This window comes from Microbulbifer mixtoriginis (SeqCode), assembly GCF_052467235.1.
The window spans coordinates 1334398-1351831 of sequence record NZ_CP174305.1 but is presented as its reverse complement, the minus strand read 5'-3'; the positions used below and the strand labels follow the sequence as shown (position 1 = coordinate 1351831).

Annotated in this window: 18 protein-coding genes; 5 read left to right on the top strand and 13 right to left on the bottom strand. The window is 50.4% G+C overall.

Annotated elements, in window-relative coordinates; all coding sequences use genetic code 11:
• Nucleotides 1-25: 25 nt before the first annotated feature.
• The 4 genes from ACJJIO_RS06030 to ACJJIO_RS06015 are packed head-to-tail and all read right to left on the bottom strand — an operon-like array spanning nt 26 to nt 2366.
• On the bottom strand, nt 26-898 hold the full coding sequence (locus ACJJIO_RS06030) for a CsgG/HfaB family protein (RefSeq protein ID WP_444882677.1): 873 nt from the start codon (nt 896-898) through the stop codon (nt 26-28).
• A gap of 30 nt (nt 899-928) precedes the next feature.
• Nucleotides 929-1348 (bottom strand): curli assembly protein CsgF, encoded by a 420-nt coding sequence (locus ACJJIO_RS06025; RefSeq protein ID WP_444910438.1) that lies wholly within the window; start codon nt 1346-1348, stop codon nt 929-931.
• Nucleotides 1348-1776, bottom strand: a complete 429-nt coding sequence (locus ACJJIO_RS06020; protein WP_444910437.1) for a CsgE family curli-type amyloid fiber assembly protein — start codon at nt 1774-1776, stop codon at nt 1348-1350. The genes ACJJIO_RS06025 and ACJJIO_RS06020 overlap by 1 nt, the downstream gene beginning before the upstream one ends.
• Nucleotides 1773-2366: a helix-turn-helix transcriptional regulator gene (locus ACJJIO_RS06015; RefSeq protein WP_444910436.1), complete on the bottom strand. Its 594-nt coding sequence runs from the start codon at nt 2364-2366 to the stop codon at nt 1773-1775. The genes ACJJIO_RS06020 and ACJJIO_RS06015 overlap by 4 nt, the downstream gene beginning before the upstream one ends.
• Nucleotides 2367-3144: 778 nt before the next feature.
• Here ACJJIO_RS06015 and ACJJIO_RS06010 point away from each other — a divergent pair.
• From ACJJIO_RS06010 to ACJJIO_RS06000, 3 genes are all read left to right on the top strand, one after another.
• Nucleotides 3145-4626 carry a hypothetical protein gene (locus ACJJIO_RS06010; RefSeq protein WP_444910435.1) on the top strand — a complete coding sequence of 494 codons (1482 nt, stop codon included), beginning with the start codon at nt 3145-3147 and terminating at the stop codon, nt 4624-4626.
• A 184-nt stretch (nt 4627-4810) separates the two neighbouring features.
• The gene (locus ACJJIO_RS06005) at nt 4811-5614 is read left to right on the top strand and encodes a glycerophosphodiester phosphodiesterase family protein (RefSeq protein ID WP_444910434.1); all 804 of its coding nucleotides are present in this window, start codon (nt 4811-4813) and stop codon (nt 5612-5614) included.
• A 50-nt stretch (nt 5615-5664) separates the two neighbouring features.
• A complete protein-coding gene (locus ACJJIO_RS06000; protein ID WP_444910433.1) occupies nt 5665-6576 on the top strand; it encodes an MBL fold metallo-hydrolase in 912 nt (303 codons plus the stop codon).
• 116 nt (nt 6577-6692) lie between these two features.
• On the opposite strand, the gene ACJJIO_RS05995 is transcribed toward ACJJIO_RS06000, so the two are convergent.
• Together ACJJIO_RS05995 and ACJJIO_RS05990 are read right to left on the bottom strand one after the other, a co-directional pair.
• The gene (locus ACJJIO_RS05995; protein WP_444910432.1) at nt 6693-9803 is read right to left on the bottom strand and encodes an efflux RND transporter permease subunit; all 3111 of its coding nucleotides are present in this window, start codon (nt 9801-9803) and stop codon (nt 6693-6695) included.
• Nucleotides 9804-9914: 111 nt separating this feature from the next.
• Complete coding sequence (locus ACJJIO_RS05990) at nt 9915-11033, bottom strand: efflux RND transporter periplasmic adaptor subunit (protein ID WP_444887125.1); 1119 nt, start codon at nt 11031-11033, stop codon at nt 9915-9917.
• Nucleotides 11034-11167: 134 nt separating this feature from the next.
• Between ACJJIO_RS05990 and ACJJIO_RS05985 the strand changes: the two genes are divergently transcribed.
• Entirely contained in the window at nt 11168-11800 is a 633-nt protein-coding gene (locus tag ACJJIO_RS05985) for a TetR/AcrR family transcriptional regulator (RefSeq protein ID WP_252083215.1), read from the top strand.
• A 4-nt stretch (nt 11801-11804) separates the two neighbouring features.
• On the opposite strand, the gene ACJJIO_RS05980 is transcribed toward ACJJIO_RS05985, so the two are convergent.
• From ACJJIO_RS05980 to ACJJIO_RS05960, 5 genes are all read right to left on the bottom strand, one after another.
• On the bottom strand, nt 11805-12230 hold the full coding sequence (locus ACJJIO_RS05980) for a GFA family protein (protein ID WP_444910431.1): 426 nt from the start codon (nt 12228-12230) through the stop codon (nt 11805-11807).
• Between the two features lie 17 nt (nt 12231-12247).
• Nucleotides 12248-13009 (bottom strand): ABC transporter permease, encoded by a 762-nt coding sequence (locus ACJJIO_RS05975; protein ID WP_252083213.1) that lies wholly within the window; start codon nt 13007-13009, stop codon nt 12248-12250.
• Entirely contained in the window at nt 13009-13971 is a 963-nt protein-coding gene (locus ACJJIO_RS05970) for an ABC transporter ATP-binding protein (protein ID WP_444910430.1), read from the bottom strand. The genes ACJJIO_RS05975 and ACJJIO_RS05970 overlap by 1 nt, the downstream gene beginning before the upstream one ends.
• Before the next feature lie 62 nt (nt 13972-14033).
• Nucleotides 14034-15263, bottom strand: a complete 1230-nt coding sequence (locus ACJJIO_RS05965; protein WP_444910429.1) for an MFS transporter — start codon at nt 15261-15263, stop codon at nt 14034-14036.
• The gene (locus ACJJIO_RS05960; RefSeq protein ID WP_444887121.1) at nt 15260-15442 is read right to left on the bottom strand and encodes a hypothetical protein; all 183 of its coding nucleotides are present in this window, start codon (nt 15440-15442) and stop codon (nt 15260-15262) included. The genes ACJJIO_RS05965 and ACJJIO_RS05960 overlap by 4 nt, the downstream gene beginning before the upstream one ends.
• Nucleotides 15443-15525: 83 nt before the next feature.
• Here ACJJIO_RS05960 and soxR point away from each other — a divergent pair, with 83 nt between their 5' ends.
• Nucleotides 15526-16014: a redox-sensitive transcriptional activator SoxR gene (gene soxR, locus ACJJIO_RS05955; protein WP_444889479.1), complete on the top strand. Its 489-nt coding sequence runs from the start codon at nt 15526-15528 to the stop codon at nt 16012-16014.
• A gap of 52 nt (nt 16015-16066) precedes the next feature.
• On the opposite strand, the gene ACJJIO_RS05950 is transcribed toward soxR, so the two are convergent.
• Together ACJJIO_RS05950 and ACJJIO_RS05945 are read right to left on the bottom strand one after the other, a co-directional pair.
• Entirely contained in the window at nt 16067-16792 is a 726-nt protein-coding gene (locus ACJJIO_RS05950) for a dienelactone hydrolase family protein (RefSeq protein WP_444910428.1), read from the bottom strand.
• Nucleotides 16793-16826: 34 nt separating this feature from the next.
• Nucleotides 16827-17240 (bottom strand): VOC family protein, encoded by a 414-nt coding sequence (locus ACJJIO_RS05945; protein WP_444910427.1) that lies wholly within the window; start codon nt 17238-17240, stop codon nt 16827-16829.
• Nucleotides 17241-17434 lie beyond the last annotated feature (194 nt).

The window sequence follows — 17434 nt, the reverse complement described above, 5'->3', positions numbered from 1 at the left end:
TGTGCTGCCTGATCCCAGTTCACTATCACATAATAACGGTGCTGTCGTTTAAATAGTATTGCAGTATGGGATTGTTAATTTCATCGGGATTCGCCAAGGCCCAGGAATTGTGCACAATCCCCTCACTGATCAAGTGAATCACTGCAGATTCCATGGCTGAAAGCATAGCAAGTTGTGCCGGCTCGTTATACGTTACCCCGGCTTCCATTTCCAATAAGCGCCGAAATTTAACATAACGAAATACATCGGCACTGATTGCTTTTGAGTAAACAGTTTTTGATGTCAATACAGAATGTAATATTCTGCCTGAGCGTATATCAATAGCCCTTAGATTGACTGTCACCTGGTCGACACGATATTGCTCATTGGCACCGATGCCAAAGTATCTTGCTCCGGCACCACCGGTTTGAATATTTTGATCGTAGGCGACAATCCCCCCCTCTAAAAGCACATTGGCGGCAATTAGCGTTGGCAGAGGAATATTGTTGTTGACCGGGGCATCGGGCTTAGTAAGTCCGGCGCGTATGATTTTTCGCTCGGTCAAGAGGTTTTGTAAACCTTCCCGCTCCAATGCGATAAACCATCCGGATTCATTGAGTACATCGGTCAACATAGCGGCTCCACCCTGAGTGACTGCAGTAGAGAAGCTGCTATTTGGTGCTGGTTTGTATTGTCCGGTTTGGTCGCGGAAACTATATACCGCAGCCAATATCTTCCCTTTAGGTTCAGGAAGATTCACCAAGTCCCGATAGGTGTTCATTCGTGGAGTCAGCATGGCATCAGTCCGCCCTGGTCCAAATAGGGCATCACCAAGGCTTTTAAATGCTGAGCATCCACCTAGTGTGAGAGTAAACGCCAGTGCGGGCAAGGCTAGGGCTTTTTTTATTGCATTGCGCATTGCCAGTTTTCCTTCCGTGTTGATTCTTATCTAATTCGTGGGGTTGAGTCCACTGACAACGATCTCACTTTTATCCCCTGTACTTCTGTCGGTGATTAGTACCGTAAGAACTCCATCGTTATCGACGATCTGTACGATAAAATCGTCGGTGATCAATTCGCCACTATTACCGTCGCCGACATCTGTTAGTAGTTGATTGAGTAGTCTTGTTTCCAGTGAGTCAGTAAAGCGATCCAGAGCACTTGGTTGTTCGTAGAGACTGTTATGCTTGTCAGGATCTTCATGGCTATCCTGAGATTGCGCGTTTTGCAGTAAGAAGGTCCCATTTAGAGGATTACCGCCAAAATTCGGGTTCACTGGCTCATAAATTAATTCGGTTGCGATTACAGAGCTACATGAGAATAGGGTAGCTACCAGGCTAGCTGGATAAATGAGGTATTTTTTGTTCATTAGAATTCGTCCTTTCCCAAATCAAAATTATCTATTAGGGCACTGCTCACACGATCTTTTAAGACCGCTTGATTTATATATTGGGCTGCTTCATCTGCAAGGCGATGAATATTGTTGGTACTTGGACTGATAAAGCGTCGAAATACAATTTTGTCGTTATAGGTAACCCATATTAAGTTTCCCCAGCGAGCTGAAGGGCGTTCGTAAACTGTTAAATTGTAAGTGGCATCCGGATAGTTAAGATTTCTATATTCACTGAGGTATCTGGCAAAGTCGTGGCCTGTTCGAGTAATAGTTCTGTCGATATTAAACCCGCTGATTTCATCCTCTAACCTTCCTGAGTCCGTGTCTGCAGGAGGAACTCTGGTGTCATCTTGAGCAAATCCTGCAGTTGTGAAGAGAATGAAAATCAGCGGGGTTAATCTCATATTCTCTCTTCCTGGAGATTGAGTTTTGCCCAGTTACTGGCTTGTAAGCGATTCTTTACGCCGATTTTCCGAAAAATGTTATACATGTGATTTTTAACGGTGTGTTCGCTAAGGTGTAGCTTCGTAGCGATGACACTATTGGGTTCTCCCGTTGTTAGCTGCCCCAGGATTTCCTGCTCTCTTCGTGTGAGAGGAAGAGGGGACTGCGAACTATCAGCGTGACTACTTTCACAGCTGTGAATAGCTGTGTTGAGTCTTTGAATAAGTTTTTCCTGGCTGATGTTATTGTCACACAACAAATAAAAACCACTTTGCCGCAGCTTTTCTGAGATGTGGGTTGGGAGGTCGGCAGGAAAGTTAATGAGAATTGCTTTTGGGTGTCTGATTTTTTTTAAATCAGAAAGAAAATCCTTAGAGTAGCTGTTGATGCCAATCTGCCAGCAATCAATGATTATCGCCTCGTAGTGTTGTAGACAGTGCCTTTGTTTTCCTATACAGGCTTTCTCCCATGGCATGGGAATAGACTGAGAAAACAGTGAAAATAAAAGATCGCCCTGAAGGCCGGAATTGCTAAAAAAAAGAACCGGCATATACCTCGTACCTCTCCTTGAAACAAATGGATAGCTCTCAACTCGAAGAGCGAAATCCGTTGTCGACTCCTGTCGTTTAAGTTTCCTGGTTGATCTTTGAAGACCTCAAAAAATATTACTGTTAACGCTAAGTACCTCTTTGTTTAGGGAAAAATAACTCATTTGCTGAGAATTTAGTTTGGAGTGTAGTCGTGGGTGTGAGGTGTTCTGGAAAATATGATGCCTGTTTTTATTTCAAAGTAAGGCGGCTGTGAATGATGTCGTCATTAAATATTATTGGTTGAATTCTATGTGATTGACTGAGTTTTGCTTTTTGTTTTTGAATTTTCGTTGGGTGTGGATGGTCGGGGATAGTTGGTGTGTGTGGGCGTTGCTTTCTTAGGTCCCTTCTTTCTAACGCTTGGTTGTGAATATGTAGCAAATTTAACTCTGAAGTTAAAATACGCGTATGAGTGTAGTTACTTAGTGATTGTTTTTCAGGTGGCCTGTGGAATATGCCACTGATGTAGTCTTTAGATGAGGTTGAAATTTTTTGGTAGGCGGGAAAGTACTGATATGAACACTGGATTATGTTATTCCCAGGGTGAATATTGTGAGTAGTAATGCTGGGATGACTGTGGTCCAATTTTTACCATTAGGAAGCAATAAATAGATAGTGAATCATGCCTGCTAGCAAGTGACGCAATATAGCAACGCAAAGTGTGACATTTTAGGCGATTGTCATAGCTTCAGCTGTTAGGATGTGATATCGCTCGGTTCTACAGGGAAAAGTAACGTCATGAGTCACCTATTTGAGACACTACCGCCCTGGTTATGGGTTAGTTTGGCGGTTATTACATTTTTCTTGGCCAGAGGGCCTGTCCATAGGACTATTTATTCCCTGGCAAGGCTGTGTCATCGCTCATTATTATTTTCTGCAAACGCTGTTGATGTTGCCGGACAGGGCCTACGCGAACGCAATCGAGCGGTACTGCTGGCTAGAGGTCGTGAGGTAACAGAGTGGCAAATTGAGAGGGAGTTTGAGCGAATAGAAAGTAGTTTAAAACGGGATATGGCACAATATCCTACATTGCATCGCCATTTGTGTGAGCAGATGGCAACCATAGATGATGATTATGTGCGTAGTGCAGAGGTTCCTCCAGAGCCATCCAGCTGGGCCCGGGCAATCCGCTCTGTGGCGGAAATTCCTACTCCAGATGATACGGTTGTAGCGGATGTGCTGGAGACTATTAATCACTCTATGCGCAAGGCTGAAAGCAAAGCTCTGGAATCTTATCGGGAGTCTATAAGAGAGCGCCATCAACTACTAAAGCGCATGATGCCTGGTTGGCGTTCCATATTGAAAACTCTGGGAAGAATAAATAAGAGTGTGGAATCTGTAATTTACCGTAGCAAGGTATTGGATGAGCATATGACACGCTACGAGGAGATATTACAGGAGAGTGATCGTAGTTTACGCCTTCTATCCACCTCGTTTTTTAGTCGTTTTTTTATCTCTTCACTGGTATTGTTTTTGATAATGGCAGGGATTTGGTTGAATCATCAATTAATTGCCAGGCCAGTGGCAGAAATCATTGGAAGTAACAGCTTTCTGGGGGGATATGGAACAGCGGATATTGCTGCTTTGGTTTTAATCTTCATACAAATTGTCACTGGTATTGTGGTTATGGAGTGTTTGCGGATTACGCGATTATTTCCTTCGATCTCCGCATTAACTGATTCAGTACGGAAGCGTTTGCTGTGGTTTGGGATGCTTCTACTCTTGTGTATGGCCTCTATTGAGGCGGGACTATCACTCTCAAGGGAGTTACTGTTGCAACAGGATCAGTTGCTTACGGGGTTATCCGAAACGAGCGGTTCTGCTGTTACTGAGGTAAACGCTTACTGGTCTCTCGGGCTCGTACAAATGATGTTGGGTTTCACGCTCCCTTTGGTCCTGGCCTTTATCGCAATACCCTTGGAACAATTTGTTTCTTCTGCCCGCACGGTGTTTGGTAGTGTCTTAGTATTTTTCCTGAATGTGTTATCAGTGGGCTTACGTCTTCTGGCGGTTATTACAATAAATTGTGGCACAGTACTTAATCGTATCTATGACCTAATAATATTTCTGCCTCTTTGGTTGCAGCATACTTATTGGCAGTTTCGTAAAGCTCCAGAATTAGATATTGCATCGGATAAGTCGAAATCACCAGTAAGCCACTCCAATTCACAAATAAATGTTGAGAAAGAAGTGTCTACAGGAGGAGCCGCTAGTGTCTGACTGCTATTTAAGTAATGATTGCTGCCCGGATAAATCAATTTAGCGTCTTTTTATTGATCTTAGGTTTTTGAAATAGATGTCAATGTTACTTATTTTTTTCTTTCTTTTGCTTGTGTTGTTCTTACATGCCCGCTCGGGCATTGCGCCAAAATCAGCATTAAAACTACCTTCATGCAAAGGGCCTATGGTTATCGCACATGGCAATGATTGTGGCAATGGGCTTTTCCCGGGGAATACTCAGGAATTTTTGCAAAATATGGTGATGCAGGGGGTGGATGCTATTGAAATAGATGTTTGGCTTAGTGCTGACGGGCATTTGGTTTTACGTCATGATCCTGATTTGGAAGATTCAACCAATGGTAGTGGGTTTATAGAGGACTTTACCCTGGCTCAACTGCGTAACTTAAATGCAGCTTACCACTGGAGTCGTGATCAAGAATCCTACCCCTATCGACATAAACCTTTGAAAATAATTACCCTGGAAGAGACTTTACAGATAGTGGGTAAGACGCCACTAATATTGGATATAAAAAGTAAACAGTTACGGGCCGCACGACAGTTGAGCGCTTTGCTCGAGCGTACTGGCAAGAACAGTCAGGTTATCGTCTCCTCATTTAATCACAAGGTTCTACTGGAATTTCGACGATTGAGCCCGGAGACGGCGACCGGTTCTACAAGCTGGGAGGCGACCCTTTTATTTTTTGCTCAGTTACTGCGTGCGGAAAGCCTGCTAGCACCCCGTTATCAAACTATGCAATTGCCCATGCAATTTTGGGGGCTCAATGTGGTTTCCAGGGGCACTATGCGTGCGGCGCGTAAGCTTAACCTGCACGTCTCTGTATGGACTGTAAATGGGCGGGCTGATCTACAGCGCTATATCGATATGGGAGTGAATGGTATTGTTACCGACCGCCCGGATGTATTGATGAGTATGTTGCCCAGTCGGGAGCCGAAGGTAGAACCAAAGCTACTTGAACGGGCTTCCTAAATTGAGCAACATCGCAAAAACAATATGACAATAACAACAGAGAAATGTTTATGAAGCAGATTGCAGGTATTGGGGTGCTGTTAGCGTCTCTAATCAGCCCCCCGGTATTGGCGGAAGACCGCTTTGCCAAAGTAGAAATTAGTAGTGAGCCGGTGGCAGGAAATGTTTATATGCTCCAGGGGGCTGGCGGCAATATTGCAGTACTGGTCGGAGAGGACGGCACCTTTATGGTGGATGACCAATATGCGCCACTCACTGCAAAAATACAGAAAGCGGTGGCGGGTTTGGCAGATCAGCCGCTGCGCTTTGTGATCAATACCCATTGGCATGGCGATCATACTGGCGGCAATGAAAATCTGGGTAAAAGCGGTGCCCTGATCGTTGCCCATGAGAATGTACGTAAACGTGTGAGTACCGAACAGTTTATTGAGGCTTTTAAGCGTAAGGTTGAGCCCTCACCGCCGGCAGCACTGCCGGTAATCACTTTTACCGATGCCACTACTTTTCACTGGAATGGCGATGAGGTGAAGGTGCAGCATGTTGGCCCAGCCCATACCGATGGTGACTCTATTGTGCATTTCGCCGAAGCCGATGTGATTCATATGGGTGACATCTATTTTAATGGCACTTATCCATTTATCGATCTTTCATCTGGTGGTTCGGTGGATGGCATGATTGAAGCGATGGACACCGCATTGGCGCTTTCTGGCGAAAACACCAAAATCATTCCAGGACATGGCCCTCTGAGTAGTCCTGCGGAGTTAAAAGTGCAACGGGATATGTTGGAGACCCTGAGGGATCGTATCCAGAAGCTGGTCGATAATGGCCAAAGCCGTGACCAAGTCATTGCTGCCAAACCCACCAAAGATTTTGACGAACAGTATGGACAGGGTTTTATGACACCAGATATATGGACTGGTATTGTGTATGACTCCCTGGCTGCAAAATCCAAGAAGTCTTGATCCCATATTGATGGTGACTATTAAAAGTTGCTGAAATAAAAAGGCCCGGATATTTCTATCTGGGCCTTTTTGTTTAGGGGCTTTCTTGAGCCCGGCTATTAAAGCATCTGTAGTTATCAGGATGCTTGGGGTTCAGCACCATTTAACTCCGTTGGAGTTTCTACTGCTATCTCTGTTTTCTCCTCTCGCACTCGGAACCAAGCTGCATAGAGAGCTGGCAGGAAGATCAGGGTCAAGCCAGTAGCAACGATTAGTCCCCCCATAATGGCGACAGCCATGGGGCCGAAGAAGTCACTGCGTGACAGTGGAATCATCGCCAATACCGCAGTCAGAGCGGTTAAAACGATCGGGCGGAAACGCCGCACAGTGGACTCAATAATTGCCTCCCAGGTACTCAAGCCCTGGCTGATATCTTGCTGTATTTGATCCACCAGAATGACGGAGTTGCGCATAATCATACCGGCGAGGGCAATGGTGCCGAGCATGGCGACAAAACCGAAGGGTTTGCCGAACAGCAGCAGGAACAAGGTAACCCCGATCAGTCCCAAAGGCGCGGTGAGGAAGACCATGGTGGACAAGGACATACTGCGCAGCTGCAGCATCAGTAGGGTGAATACCACCAGGACAAATAGCGGCATACCGGCATTCACTGATTTTTGTCCACGCTCGGATTCCTCCACACTGCCACCAACTTCCAGAAGGTAGCCCGGTGGCAGTTGCTCTCGAATGTTCTGCAGGCGCGGCCAGACTTCATTCACCACGGTTGCGGGCAGTTCTTCACCATAAATATCGGCACGTACTGTGACGGTGGGCAGGCGATCGCGGTGCCAGATAATCCCTTCCTCGAAGCCGTACTCCAGGGTGGCAATCTGGTTCAGGGGGACACTGCGGCTGCTGTCGGTTTGCACCGCCAGGTTACCCAGTTGGCTGAGGGCGTAGCGTTCCTGCTCGTCGCCGCGCACACGCACGTCAATCAGCTCATTGTCTTCGCGGTATTGGCTAACGGTAATACCGGTAAGTGAGCTTTGCAGGGCGCGGGAGAGCGAGGCACTGTTCACGCCCATAGCGCGGGCGCGGTCCTGATCGATATTCAGGTTGACGGTTTTACTGGGTTCCTCCCAATCCAGGTGGACGTTGGTGACCTTGGCATTTTCCCGCACGCGCTCGGCAACCTGACGGGCCAGGCTGCGCACTTCACCAATATGCTCACCAGAGACGCGGAACTGCACTGGATAGCCAACCGGTGGGCCATTTTCCAGGCGGGATACCCGGCTGCGCAGAGTGGGGAATTCCTCCTCCATGGTTTCGATCAGCCAGCTGCGTACCTGTTCGCGCTCCTCTACGTTACGTGTCATCACTACAAACTGGGCAAAGCTGGCCGCGGGTAACTGCTGGTCCAATGGCAGATAGAAACGCGGCGAACCGGTGCCCACATACACCACATAGTTTTCCACCAGGTCGTTTTTATCCAGCAGAGATTCCAGTCGCTTGGCCTGGTACTCGGTGGACTTCAGCGAAGCGCCTTCGGCCAGCTTGAGATCGACTAACAGCTCCAAACGCCCGGAAGAGGGGAAGAACTGCTGGGGCACCAGGCGGAAAAGTGCCAGGGAGCCAATAAAGATCGTCAGGGTTGCCACTATGACAGTTTTGCGGTGGCGCAGGCACCAGGTAATCAGGCGGCGAAAGCGCTGGTAAAAGGGCTTCTGGTAGGGGTCCTGAACCTCGCCACTGTGATTGTGGCGAGCCAGATTGGGCAAAAGGTAATGGCCCAGGTAGGGCACGAATATGACTGCGGCAATCCAGGAGACAACCAGGGAAAGCGTGACCACCTGGAAGATTGAGCGGGTGTATTCCCCGGTGCCGGATTCCGCCGTGGCAATGGGTAGGAAACCGGCGGCGGTGATTAAGGTACCGGTGAGCATGGGGAAGGCGGTACTGGTCCAGGCGAAGCCGGCGGCTTTCAGGCGACTGAGCCCCTGCTCCATTTTAATGGCCATCATTTCCACGGCGATAATGGCATCGTCCACCATCAGGCCAAGGGCAAGTACCAGGGCGCCCAGAGAAATCTTGTGTAAGCCGATATTGAAGTAATTCATCAGTGCGAAAGTCATGGCCAGCACCAATGGTATCGATAGCGCCACGATTAAGCCGGGGCGGCTGCCGAGAGAGAAAAAACTCACCAGCAGGACAATGCCCAGTGCCTCCGCCAATACTTGCAGGAATTCCCCCACACCGCGTTTCACCGCCGCGGGTTGGTCGGACACCTTGCGTAACTGCATGCCGATCGGCAGATCTTCCTGCAACTCGGCAAAGGTGGCGTCCAGCTGTTTGCCCAGCTTGAGGATATCACCGCCTTCTTTCATGGAAACGGCCAGGCCGATGGCGTCCTCGCCCATAAAGCGCATGCGCGGTTGTGCAGGATCGCTGAAACCGCGGTGTACTTCGGCAATATCACCCAGCCTCTGGGTGCGTCCGCCGGCAGTGATGGGGAAGCGGCGAATTTCATCGACCGAGTGAAATTGACCGCTAACGCGAATGCGTACGCGGTCGCTCACCGTATCTACAAAGCCCGCATCGGCGACCTGATTTTGCGACTGCAGTGCGCTTTGCACTGCACTGAGGGGAATCCCCAGAGAGGCGAGCTTGGTATTGGAAATTTCCACCCAGATTTTTTCATCTTGCAGCCCCAGTAATTCCACCTTGCCTACATTCTTGACCCGCTGCAGTGCCAACTGCAGGCGCTCGGCATAGTCTTTCATCAGGGCGTAATCGAAACCGCTGCCGGTTAGCGCATAAATATTGCCGAAAGTAGTGCCGAATTCATCATTAAAAAACGGGCCCTGGATATCCGGTGGCAGGGTGTGGCGGATATCCCTGACCTTTTTGCGTACCTGATACCAGAGATCGGGAATGTAGCGCGAGTGCATATCGTCGCGGGCGACGAACAACACCTGGGATTGGCCGGGACGGGAGAAAGAGGAGATGCGCTGGTAGTCACCAGTCTCCAGCAGTTTTTTCTCCACCCGCTCGGTAATTTGACGGGACACCTCCTCGGCACTGGCGCCGGGCCAAAGGGTATTGATCACCATTACCTTGAAAGTGAAGGGAGGGTCTTCGCTTTGCCCAAGTTGTGTGTAGGAGGCAGCGCCCAGCAATCCCAGCACGATCATGGCGTAGAGTACCAGCGGGCGGTTTTTCAGCGCCCATTCGGAAAGGTTAAAGCCCATGGTTATTTCTCTGTATGGAAGCACGGATTGATCGAACTAACAGTGCTTCGGCAATTTCATCGGAGCGCGTTTTAGCGTTCAGTCCAGTTGTTATTTTGGGGTGGTGCTTAGTTAGTCCTGCTGGGCAAGCGCGCGGTCCGGATCGATCGGGCGATTCATACGGTCCACGGGGCGAATCTGTTGTCCCTCCAATAACAAGTGCGTACCAGCGGCAACGATCCAATCATCGGCGCGCAGGCCAGAGAAAATCGGTACAAATTCTTGGCCGAAGGCACCTACGGTGACTTCGGTTTTATGCAGGGTTTGTTGTTCGCGGTTCAGTACCCAGACAAAGGCTTTGCCGTTATCGGCGCTCACTGCCGACATGGGTACTTGTAAAACATCGGTGGCCACTGCTTTGGGCACGAATACTCGGGCGCTCTGACCTATTTCAATGCCGGTGGTCTTATTGGTAAAGGCCACGCGTGCTTCAAAGGTGCGGGATACCGGATCTGCGGCTGGGGAGAGTTCCCTCACCTGGGCGGGGAAGGATTTACCGGGCTGCGACCAGAGTTCTACGGTCAAAGGTTGGCCGACACGGAAATGGCTAATTGCCTGCTCCGGTAAATCGATGCGCACTTCGCGTTCGCCGTCGGCGGCAAGTTCGAAAATCCCCTGACCAGCGGCGACAACCTGGCCAGCCTCGGCCATGCGGCGGGCGATAACACCGCTCTCTGGAGCTTTCAGTTCCGCATAGGCGGCTTGATTACGCGCTACGTCTAATTGCGCCTTGGCTTGTTGCAGGCGCGCATCGCTGGCTTCGAAACGGGTCTCCACCGCATCGAACTGTGATTGGCTGACCAGCTGGCGCTCCAATAGTTTGCGGTGGCGCCCCAGCTCGCTGCTGGCCAGGCGCTGGTCTGCCACGGCGGAGGTGAGGCGTGCGCGTGCGGAATCCAGTTGTAGGAGCAGGTCTTCGGTATCCAGTTCAGCCAGCGGTTGGCCCTGCTCAACACGGTCGCCTACATTAACCAGGCGCCGCTGTAATTTGCCACTGATGCGAAAGGCCAAAGCGGGTTCGAAGCGGGCTCGCACCTCGCCGGGATAAAAATCCTGTTGGGCACTGGCCACTTGTGGCTGGACCATCACCGCTGGGCGGGGTTTTTCTAATTGTTCGGTGGACTCTGATGGCGCGCAGGCGGACAACAGCAGGCTGAACGACAGGGCAGCGAAGAGTAGCGATCGGTACATAGGGGCTCCCTTCCTCGGCGGCGAGGCGACAAGGTAAGTCCGGAAGTGGACGAGTCATGGCCGGGCGGCCGGTAATGTTATACTAGCGAGTATAGTAAATTTATTAAACTGGCGAGTCCAGTATATGGAGTGCTATGTCTGAACAGACTCAGACGGCCGCCCAGCGCGGGCGTCCCAAGGATCTGGCCAAACGCCAGGCCATTCTCGATGCAGCCAAAGAGCTGTTTCTGACCAAAGGCTTTGCCGCTACCAGTGTGGATGCGGTGGCCTCTGCTGCGGGCGTATCGAAACTGACGGTGTACAGCCATTTCTCCGATAAAGAGACGCTGTTCAGTGCTGCGATTACCTCCCGCTGCGAGATGATGATGCCCCTACCCATTTTCGATCTGAAAGAGGGGGATTCGGTGGCAGAAGTACTGGAGCGCATTGGTCAGGCTTTTCTAAGCATGGTGGATAGCGAGGATAGTATCCGCCTGTTACGGCTTTTATGTGCTCTGGCGGCGCAGGAATCAAAACTTGCTCAGTTGTTTTTCGATGCGGGCCCCCAGCGCATCCTTCGAGATATTGAGCAGTTGCTGCGCCGCGCCACCGAGATGGGCAAGCTGCAGGTGGCAGACCCGGCCGAGGCCGCCGAGGACTTTATGGGCATACTGCTGGGTTGCCGGCACATGCGGGTATTGATCGGTTGTTGTGAGGTACAGGCGGAGGATGAGCGGCGCGAGCGGGTGCGCAAGGCAGTGGCGCTTTTTATGCGGGGGTACCGCTGACAAGCTACTGGTTGGGGTTTTCCGGCATCGCTGGGCAACGGTTGATATCGCCGCTTATTTCCAGCCAGCCCGGCTTGTTTTGGTAGTAGACGTAACGCTCTGGTCGGATAAATACCGGGTCGTCGAAGGCGCCCCCAGCTAGGCCGCGAAACTCTGGGAGAAATTCCAGTGTCCAGCTGAGGGCGCTGCCGCATTGCCCACAAAATTGGCACTCTATCCAACGGCCTGCATCGGACATTAACCGGTGACTTTTCAGCTCGCCTCGAATGAACTCTACATTGTTTTTTTCGAAATACACTGATACGCCTATTAAGCTACCGGTGCGTTTCCGACACCAGCTACAGGAACAGAGGCTCACTCGGCGCGGCTGGCCAGTGGCGCGAAATCGTACAACACTACAGGCACAGCCACCTTCGTGAAATTCCTCCATCCCTAAACTCTCACCGATCAGGTTTTAATGCGGTAACCGGTGCGGAAAATCCACCAGACTGTTACCAGGCATAGGAAAAGGAAGAGTAATGTCATTCCCACGCTGAGGCCCAGGTTTACATCGGCCACACCGTAGAATGCCCAGCGGAAACCACTGATCAGATAAACCACCGGATTAAACAAAGTCACTTTTTGCCAGAACTCCGGCAGCATACTGATGGAATAAAAAGCCCCACCGAGAAAGGTTAAGGGGGTAATAATCATTAGCGGAATAATTTGCAGTTTTTGGAAGTCATCGGCCCAGATGCCGATAATAAAGCCGAATAAGCTAAAACTAACGGCGGTTAGCACCAGAAATGTGACCATCCAGAATGGATGAAGGATTTCGTAGTCCACAAAAAATCGCGCGGTGAGAAGGATTAGTAGCCCGAGCAGAATTGACTTGCTGGCCGCAGCGCCGACATAGCCGGCGACAATTTCAAAGGGGGATACCGGTGCCGATAGCACTTCATAAATAGTGCCTGAAAATTTCGGGAAAAAGATGCCGAAGGCGGCGTTGGCAATACTTTCTCCCAAAAGCGCCAACATCAACAAGCCTGGGATAATAAAGGCCCCGTAGCTCACACCTTCGATGTCTCCCATACGCGAGCCGATAGCGGCACCAAAAACAATAAAGTACAGGGATGTGGAGAGTACCGGAGAAGCGACACTTTGTATCAATGTGCGCCAAGTCCGTGACATTTCAAATTTGTAAATTGCCGCAATACCATACCAGTTCATTATTGTGCCTCCCCACTGAGTTGCTCCTCGCCTTGGTGCTGTGCAGAGTGCACCAGATTGACAAATATTTCTTCGAGAGAACTCTCCCTGGTATATAAATCGCGAAATTCAATATTTGCAGAGGTGAGGCGGCGAAGGAATTCCGTAATACCGGTATTTTCACTCTTGATATCGAAGCGATAGATGAGTTCACTACCATCTCCGTTGAGGCGCAGTGGCAGGTCGGAGAGGCTGTCAGGAATAGTTTCCAGAGGCGTGGGTAATTGCAGACTGAGCTCTTTTTCCCCCATTTTTTGCATCAAAGTTTTTTTATCTTCAACCAATACTAATTCACCGCGATTAATGACACCGACCCGGTCGGCCATCTCCTCCGCCTCTTCAATATAGTGCGTGGTGAGAATAACGGTTACGCCTGAGTCGCGCAGGTCGCGCACCATCCCCCACATATCCTGGCGCAGTTCCACATCGACCCCGGCGGTGGGTTCGTCCAGGAAGAGCACGCTGGGCTCATGGGATAAGGCTTTTGCAATCATCAGGCGTCGTTTCATACCGCCGGACAAGGTGACAATTTTGTTGTCTCTTTTTTCCCATAGGGAAAGCTGTCGAAGGATTTTCTCCAGGTAAGCGGGGTTGGGTGGCTTGCCAAACAAGCCGCGGCTAAATTGAATTGCGCCAAGCACGCTCTCAAAGGAATCTGTGGCAATTTCCTGGGGGACCAAGCCAATTTCGCGCCGTGCATGGCGGTAATCACGCTGGATATCGTAACCATTGACTGTAACGTTGCCCTGACCAGGATTGACGATGCCACAGATTATACTGATCAGAGTCGTTTTGCCGGCACCATTGGGGCCGAGCAGTGCGAAGATCTCACCCCGTTGAATATCCAAGTCAATACTTTTTAGGGCGTTAAACCCACCACTATATGTCTTGTCGAGATCTCTAACAGAAATTATCGGTTTCACTTTCTCTCCTAAGCGTGGCCTTACAGGCAGCTCGGCCAAAATATTTTTAGTGTGTATAGATCCTACTGCAAAAACATTTTTGCGGAGGGCTTCGGTTTTAACCAATGCAGGAGCAGTGCCAGGGAGGCTAAAAGTAGCAGCGCAGTGCTGGCTGCGGAAAAACCACTGGCGAGGCCAAAACGTTCTATCCAGGGCTGGCTGATAAATGGTGAGATAAATTGTCCGATAAAAACACTGGCGGCGAGAGCTCCAGATATTCGCCCACGAATATTGGGAGTGGCAGATTCCAGCCCGGTGGCGAAAATATGGGGGATCAATGTCCCCATACCGCAGCCGTAAATCGCGGTGGCCATTATTATCGCATTAAATGAATCTGCCTCGGCGATCAGCCCCATACCACAGGCCATAACAGTAAAACCTAACACAAAAACGCCACTTTTTCCCAAGTAGTTACGTGCCAGAGGGTAGAAAACCAGTGAAGCCAGGGCACCCATTAAATTGCTGGCAGCAATGGCAATGCCCGCGAGGCTGGGGGTGTTTGCTCCAATCTCTTTTAGCAGGAATGGGAGCTGTGTGGGAATCAGGAAAAAGATAAGGCTGTTTAGTAGGGCTGCACCCAGCAACAAGGCGAATGCTGGCCAATCGGGATTTCCATTCGTGACATTGTTGGGGAGTGGTTCAATGCGATTGCGTGTAGGTTCTGGCAGAAAACGCAACACGGCAGGGATTAGTAGTAGTGCCACTGCATAAATAGCAAAGGGCGCGCGCCAATGTAAATCTGCCAAGAGTCCACCGGCCAAAAGGAAGACAACTCCGCCGAGGCTGATAAAGGCGCCCTGCTGACTCATATAGGTTTGTCTTTGAATGGGGCTGAAATAGTCACCAACCAGGGCGGTGACTGAAGTCATTGTGCCCGCCACTGCAATTCCCAGAAGGATGCGACTGGCCAAAAGTCCCACCAAGCTTTCCTGTAACAGTGCAGAGATGCCGGCCAGGGCGTAAATAGTTACCGCCAGTAACAGCAATTTCCTGCGACCATAACGGTCGGATATAAACCCGGCGATAGGTGCAAATAGAGCGATCATTAATGCCGGTAGGCTCAAAATCAGGCGACTGAGCAGGGCAATATCGTCATGCTGGGCAAAATGTGCCTCCAGTGCCGGTAAGGATGGCGCTATGGTGGCACCAGACATAATTGTGAGCGCCGCCAGGCACAGCAATGTGAATCGCATCGGCACCGGTATAGCTGATTCCGCCATTTCGCGGGTTGGTGCTGCGCTGTTAAGTATCACCGGCGCCCTCCGCTATCGGTTTCTCTATTCTCTACGCTCATGGAGGTGATTGGTTGGCATAGCCCCTCTTGCACCGCCAGGCTGATACTTTGACTTTGTGCTGCCACTAAAAGGGAAGTGGCAGTTGTAGCCGGTACTTCTATGACTGGGTAGGTTTGTTTGCTGTTACGGTTCATCATGATTCTCCCTGGGCTTGCAATGGAATGCTGCGCAGTGTAAAACCTCAAGCAATATTGAGGTCAATAGTTGTCGGAGACATCTGATGTCTGATACCAGTGAAAAGAAAGAGTCGGTTTGTGGAAACAAGAAATGCCGTCGTGAGATGACCGTAGGTGAGGTTGCAGAGCGTAGTGATGTGGCGGTGAGTGCGCTGCATTTTTATGAAAGTAAAGGGCTGATCAGCAGCTGGCGCACCAGCGGCAATCAGCGGCGTTACTCGCGGGACGTATTGCGACGTGTGGCCATTATCAAGGTGGCACAGAGCACTGGTATTCCCCTCGCCGAAATTCGCGAGGCCCTGTCTAATCTGCCTGATGGGCGTACACCCACCGCGAAGGATTGGGCCAAACTTTCCGCCGGCTGGCGTGAGGAACTGGACCAACGCATTCGCCAGCTGACCCAGCTACGCGACCGTTTGGAAGGCTGTATTGGCTGCGGCTGTCTTTCCATGGAGAGCTGCCCGCTCCGCAATCCAGGGGACCAAGCTGCAGAGCAGGGGGCTGGGGCGCGCTATCTGGATATTGGCAAGTAGCGGAGTATTTTTACGGGGTGAACTATTCGACCCCTGAGATATTTGATTGAAATTACTGGAAAATTTTCCGATAAAAATCCAGAGTGCCCAGCCGTGCGTCCTGCGCGGCTTCCTGGTTATAGGCCAGCGGCAGGCCAAATTTCTGCCCGCGCTCAGTTGCGGCAGGATTGGTGAAGCCGTGTAATACGCCGGGGTAGCTCACCAGGGTAAATTTGGCCTCGGCCTCCTGCATCTCCGCCACAAAAGCGCCGACCTGTTGCGGTGGGATCATGCTATCGGCACCACCGGTGTAAACCAATAATTCCGCTTGGACTCCCCCTTTTTTGGTACGAACCTCGCTGGCCAGGGCTCCGTGGTAGCTGACCACGCCACGAAGTTCCACACCGAGGCGTGCCATGCTCAAGGCTACGCCACCACCAAAGCAATAGCCCTGAGCAGCGACTTGAGTTTCCTCGACAACTTTATGCTGTTGAAGCAGGGTGAGGGCGGTGCGGAAACATGCCTCGAGGGATACAGGATTCTCAAGTGCCTCATCGCGATACTGCTGGGCTTCAGCGGGATCATCGGTTTGCCTGCCACTACCAAACATATCCACCGCAAATGCACAGTAACCCTGTCCGGCGAGCCTTTCCGCCTGCTCGCGTACAAAGGCATTGTGACCCCACCATTCGTGAACCAGCATAACGCCGGGACGTTTTTTTGGAGTTGTGTCGTCCCAGGCGAGATAGCCGCTATAGGACTTGCCACCTACTGCATATTCGATCACTTCGGTTTTCATCGTTGCATGTCTCTCTGGCGAATGATGGATACTGTTATTTCAATAATTTGGGGGGGCCTTTGAGTTCCACTAAATTTTGCTCGGGATCATAAATATAAATTGATGGGCCCAGGCCTTCGGCACCGTAGCGCTGTTGTGGCGCGGAGGGTTCAATATTCTTCCCCTTCAAATAAGCAATGATTTTATCGGCTTCGAAAGGGTCTATACGCAAACAGAAATGATGTAAATTACGCCCCTCTATGCCTGGGGCTGCACCACCCTCGCGACCGATGCCTTGATCAACTGGAACCAGATCGATTAATGAGTGCCCTGCGCGCAACTGATAGAGACCCAACTCCTTATTCTCTCGCTCCATGGTGCAGCCGAGGACTCCTTCATAAAAATCGCGCATTGCAGCCAGGGATTTAACCCTCAGCACTACATGGTCAATATGTTGAATTTTGAACACTGGAATTCCTTATAATTGTGGCGGGCGCTAATCTGGCGAATAAAAAATAATACAAATAACCGCCACCGCTGCTAAAAGCCAATAATGGCTGTGTTTGAAACCTTTGATCCAAATATCTGCGCCAGTGTATTAACGGCTCTAAGTGTAGGGGGTGTGAGGCTTTATGGGCCAGGTGGGGCGTGTATTGCGACTAG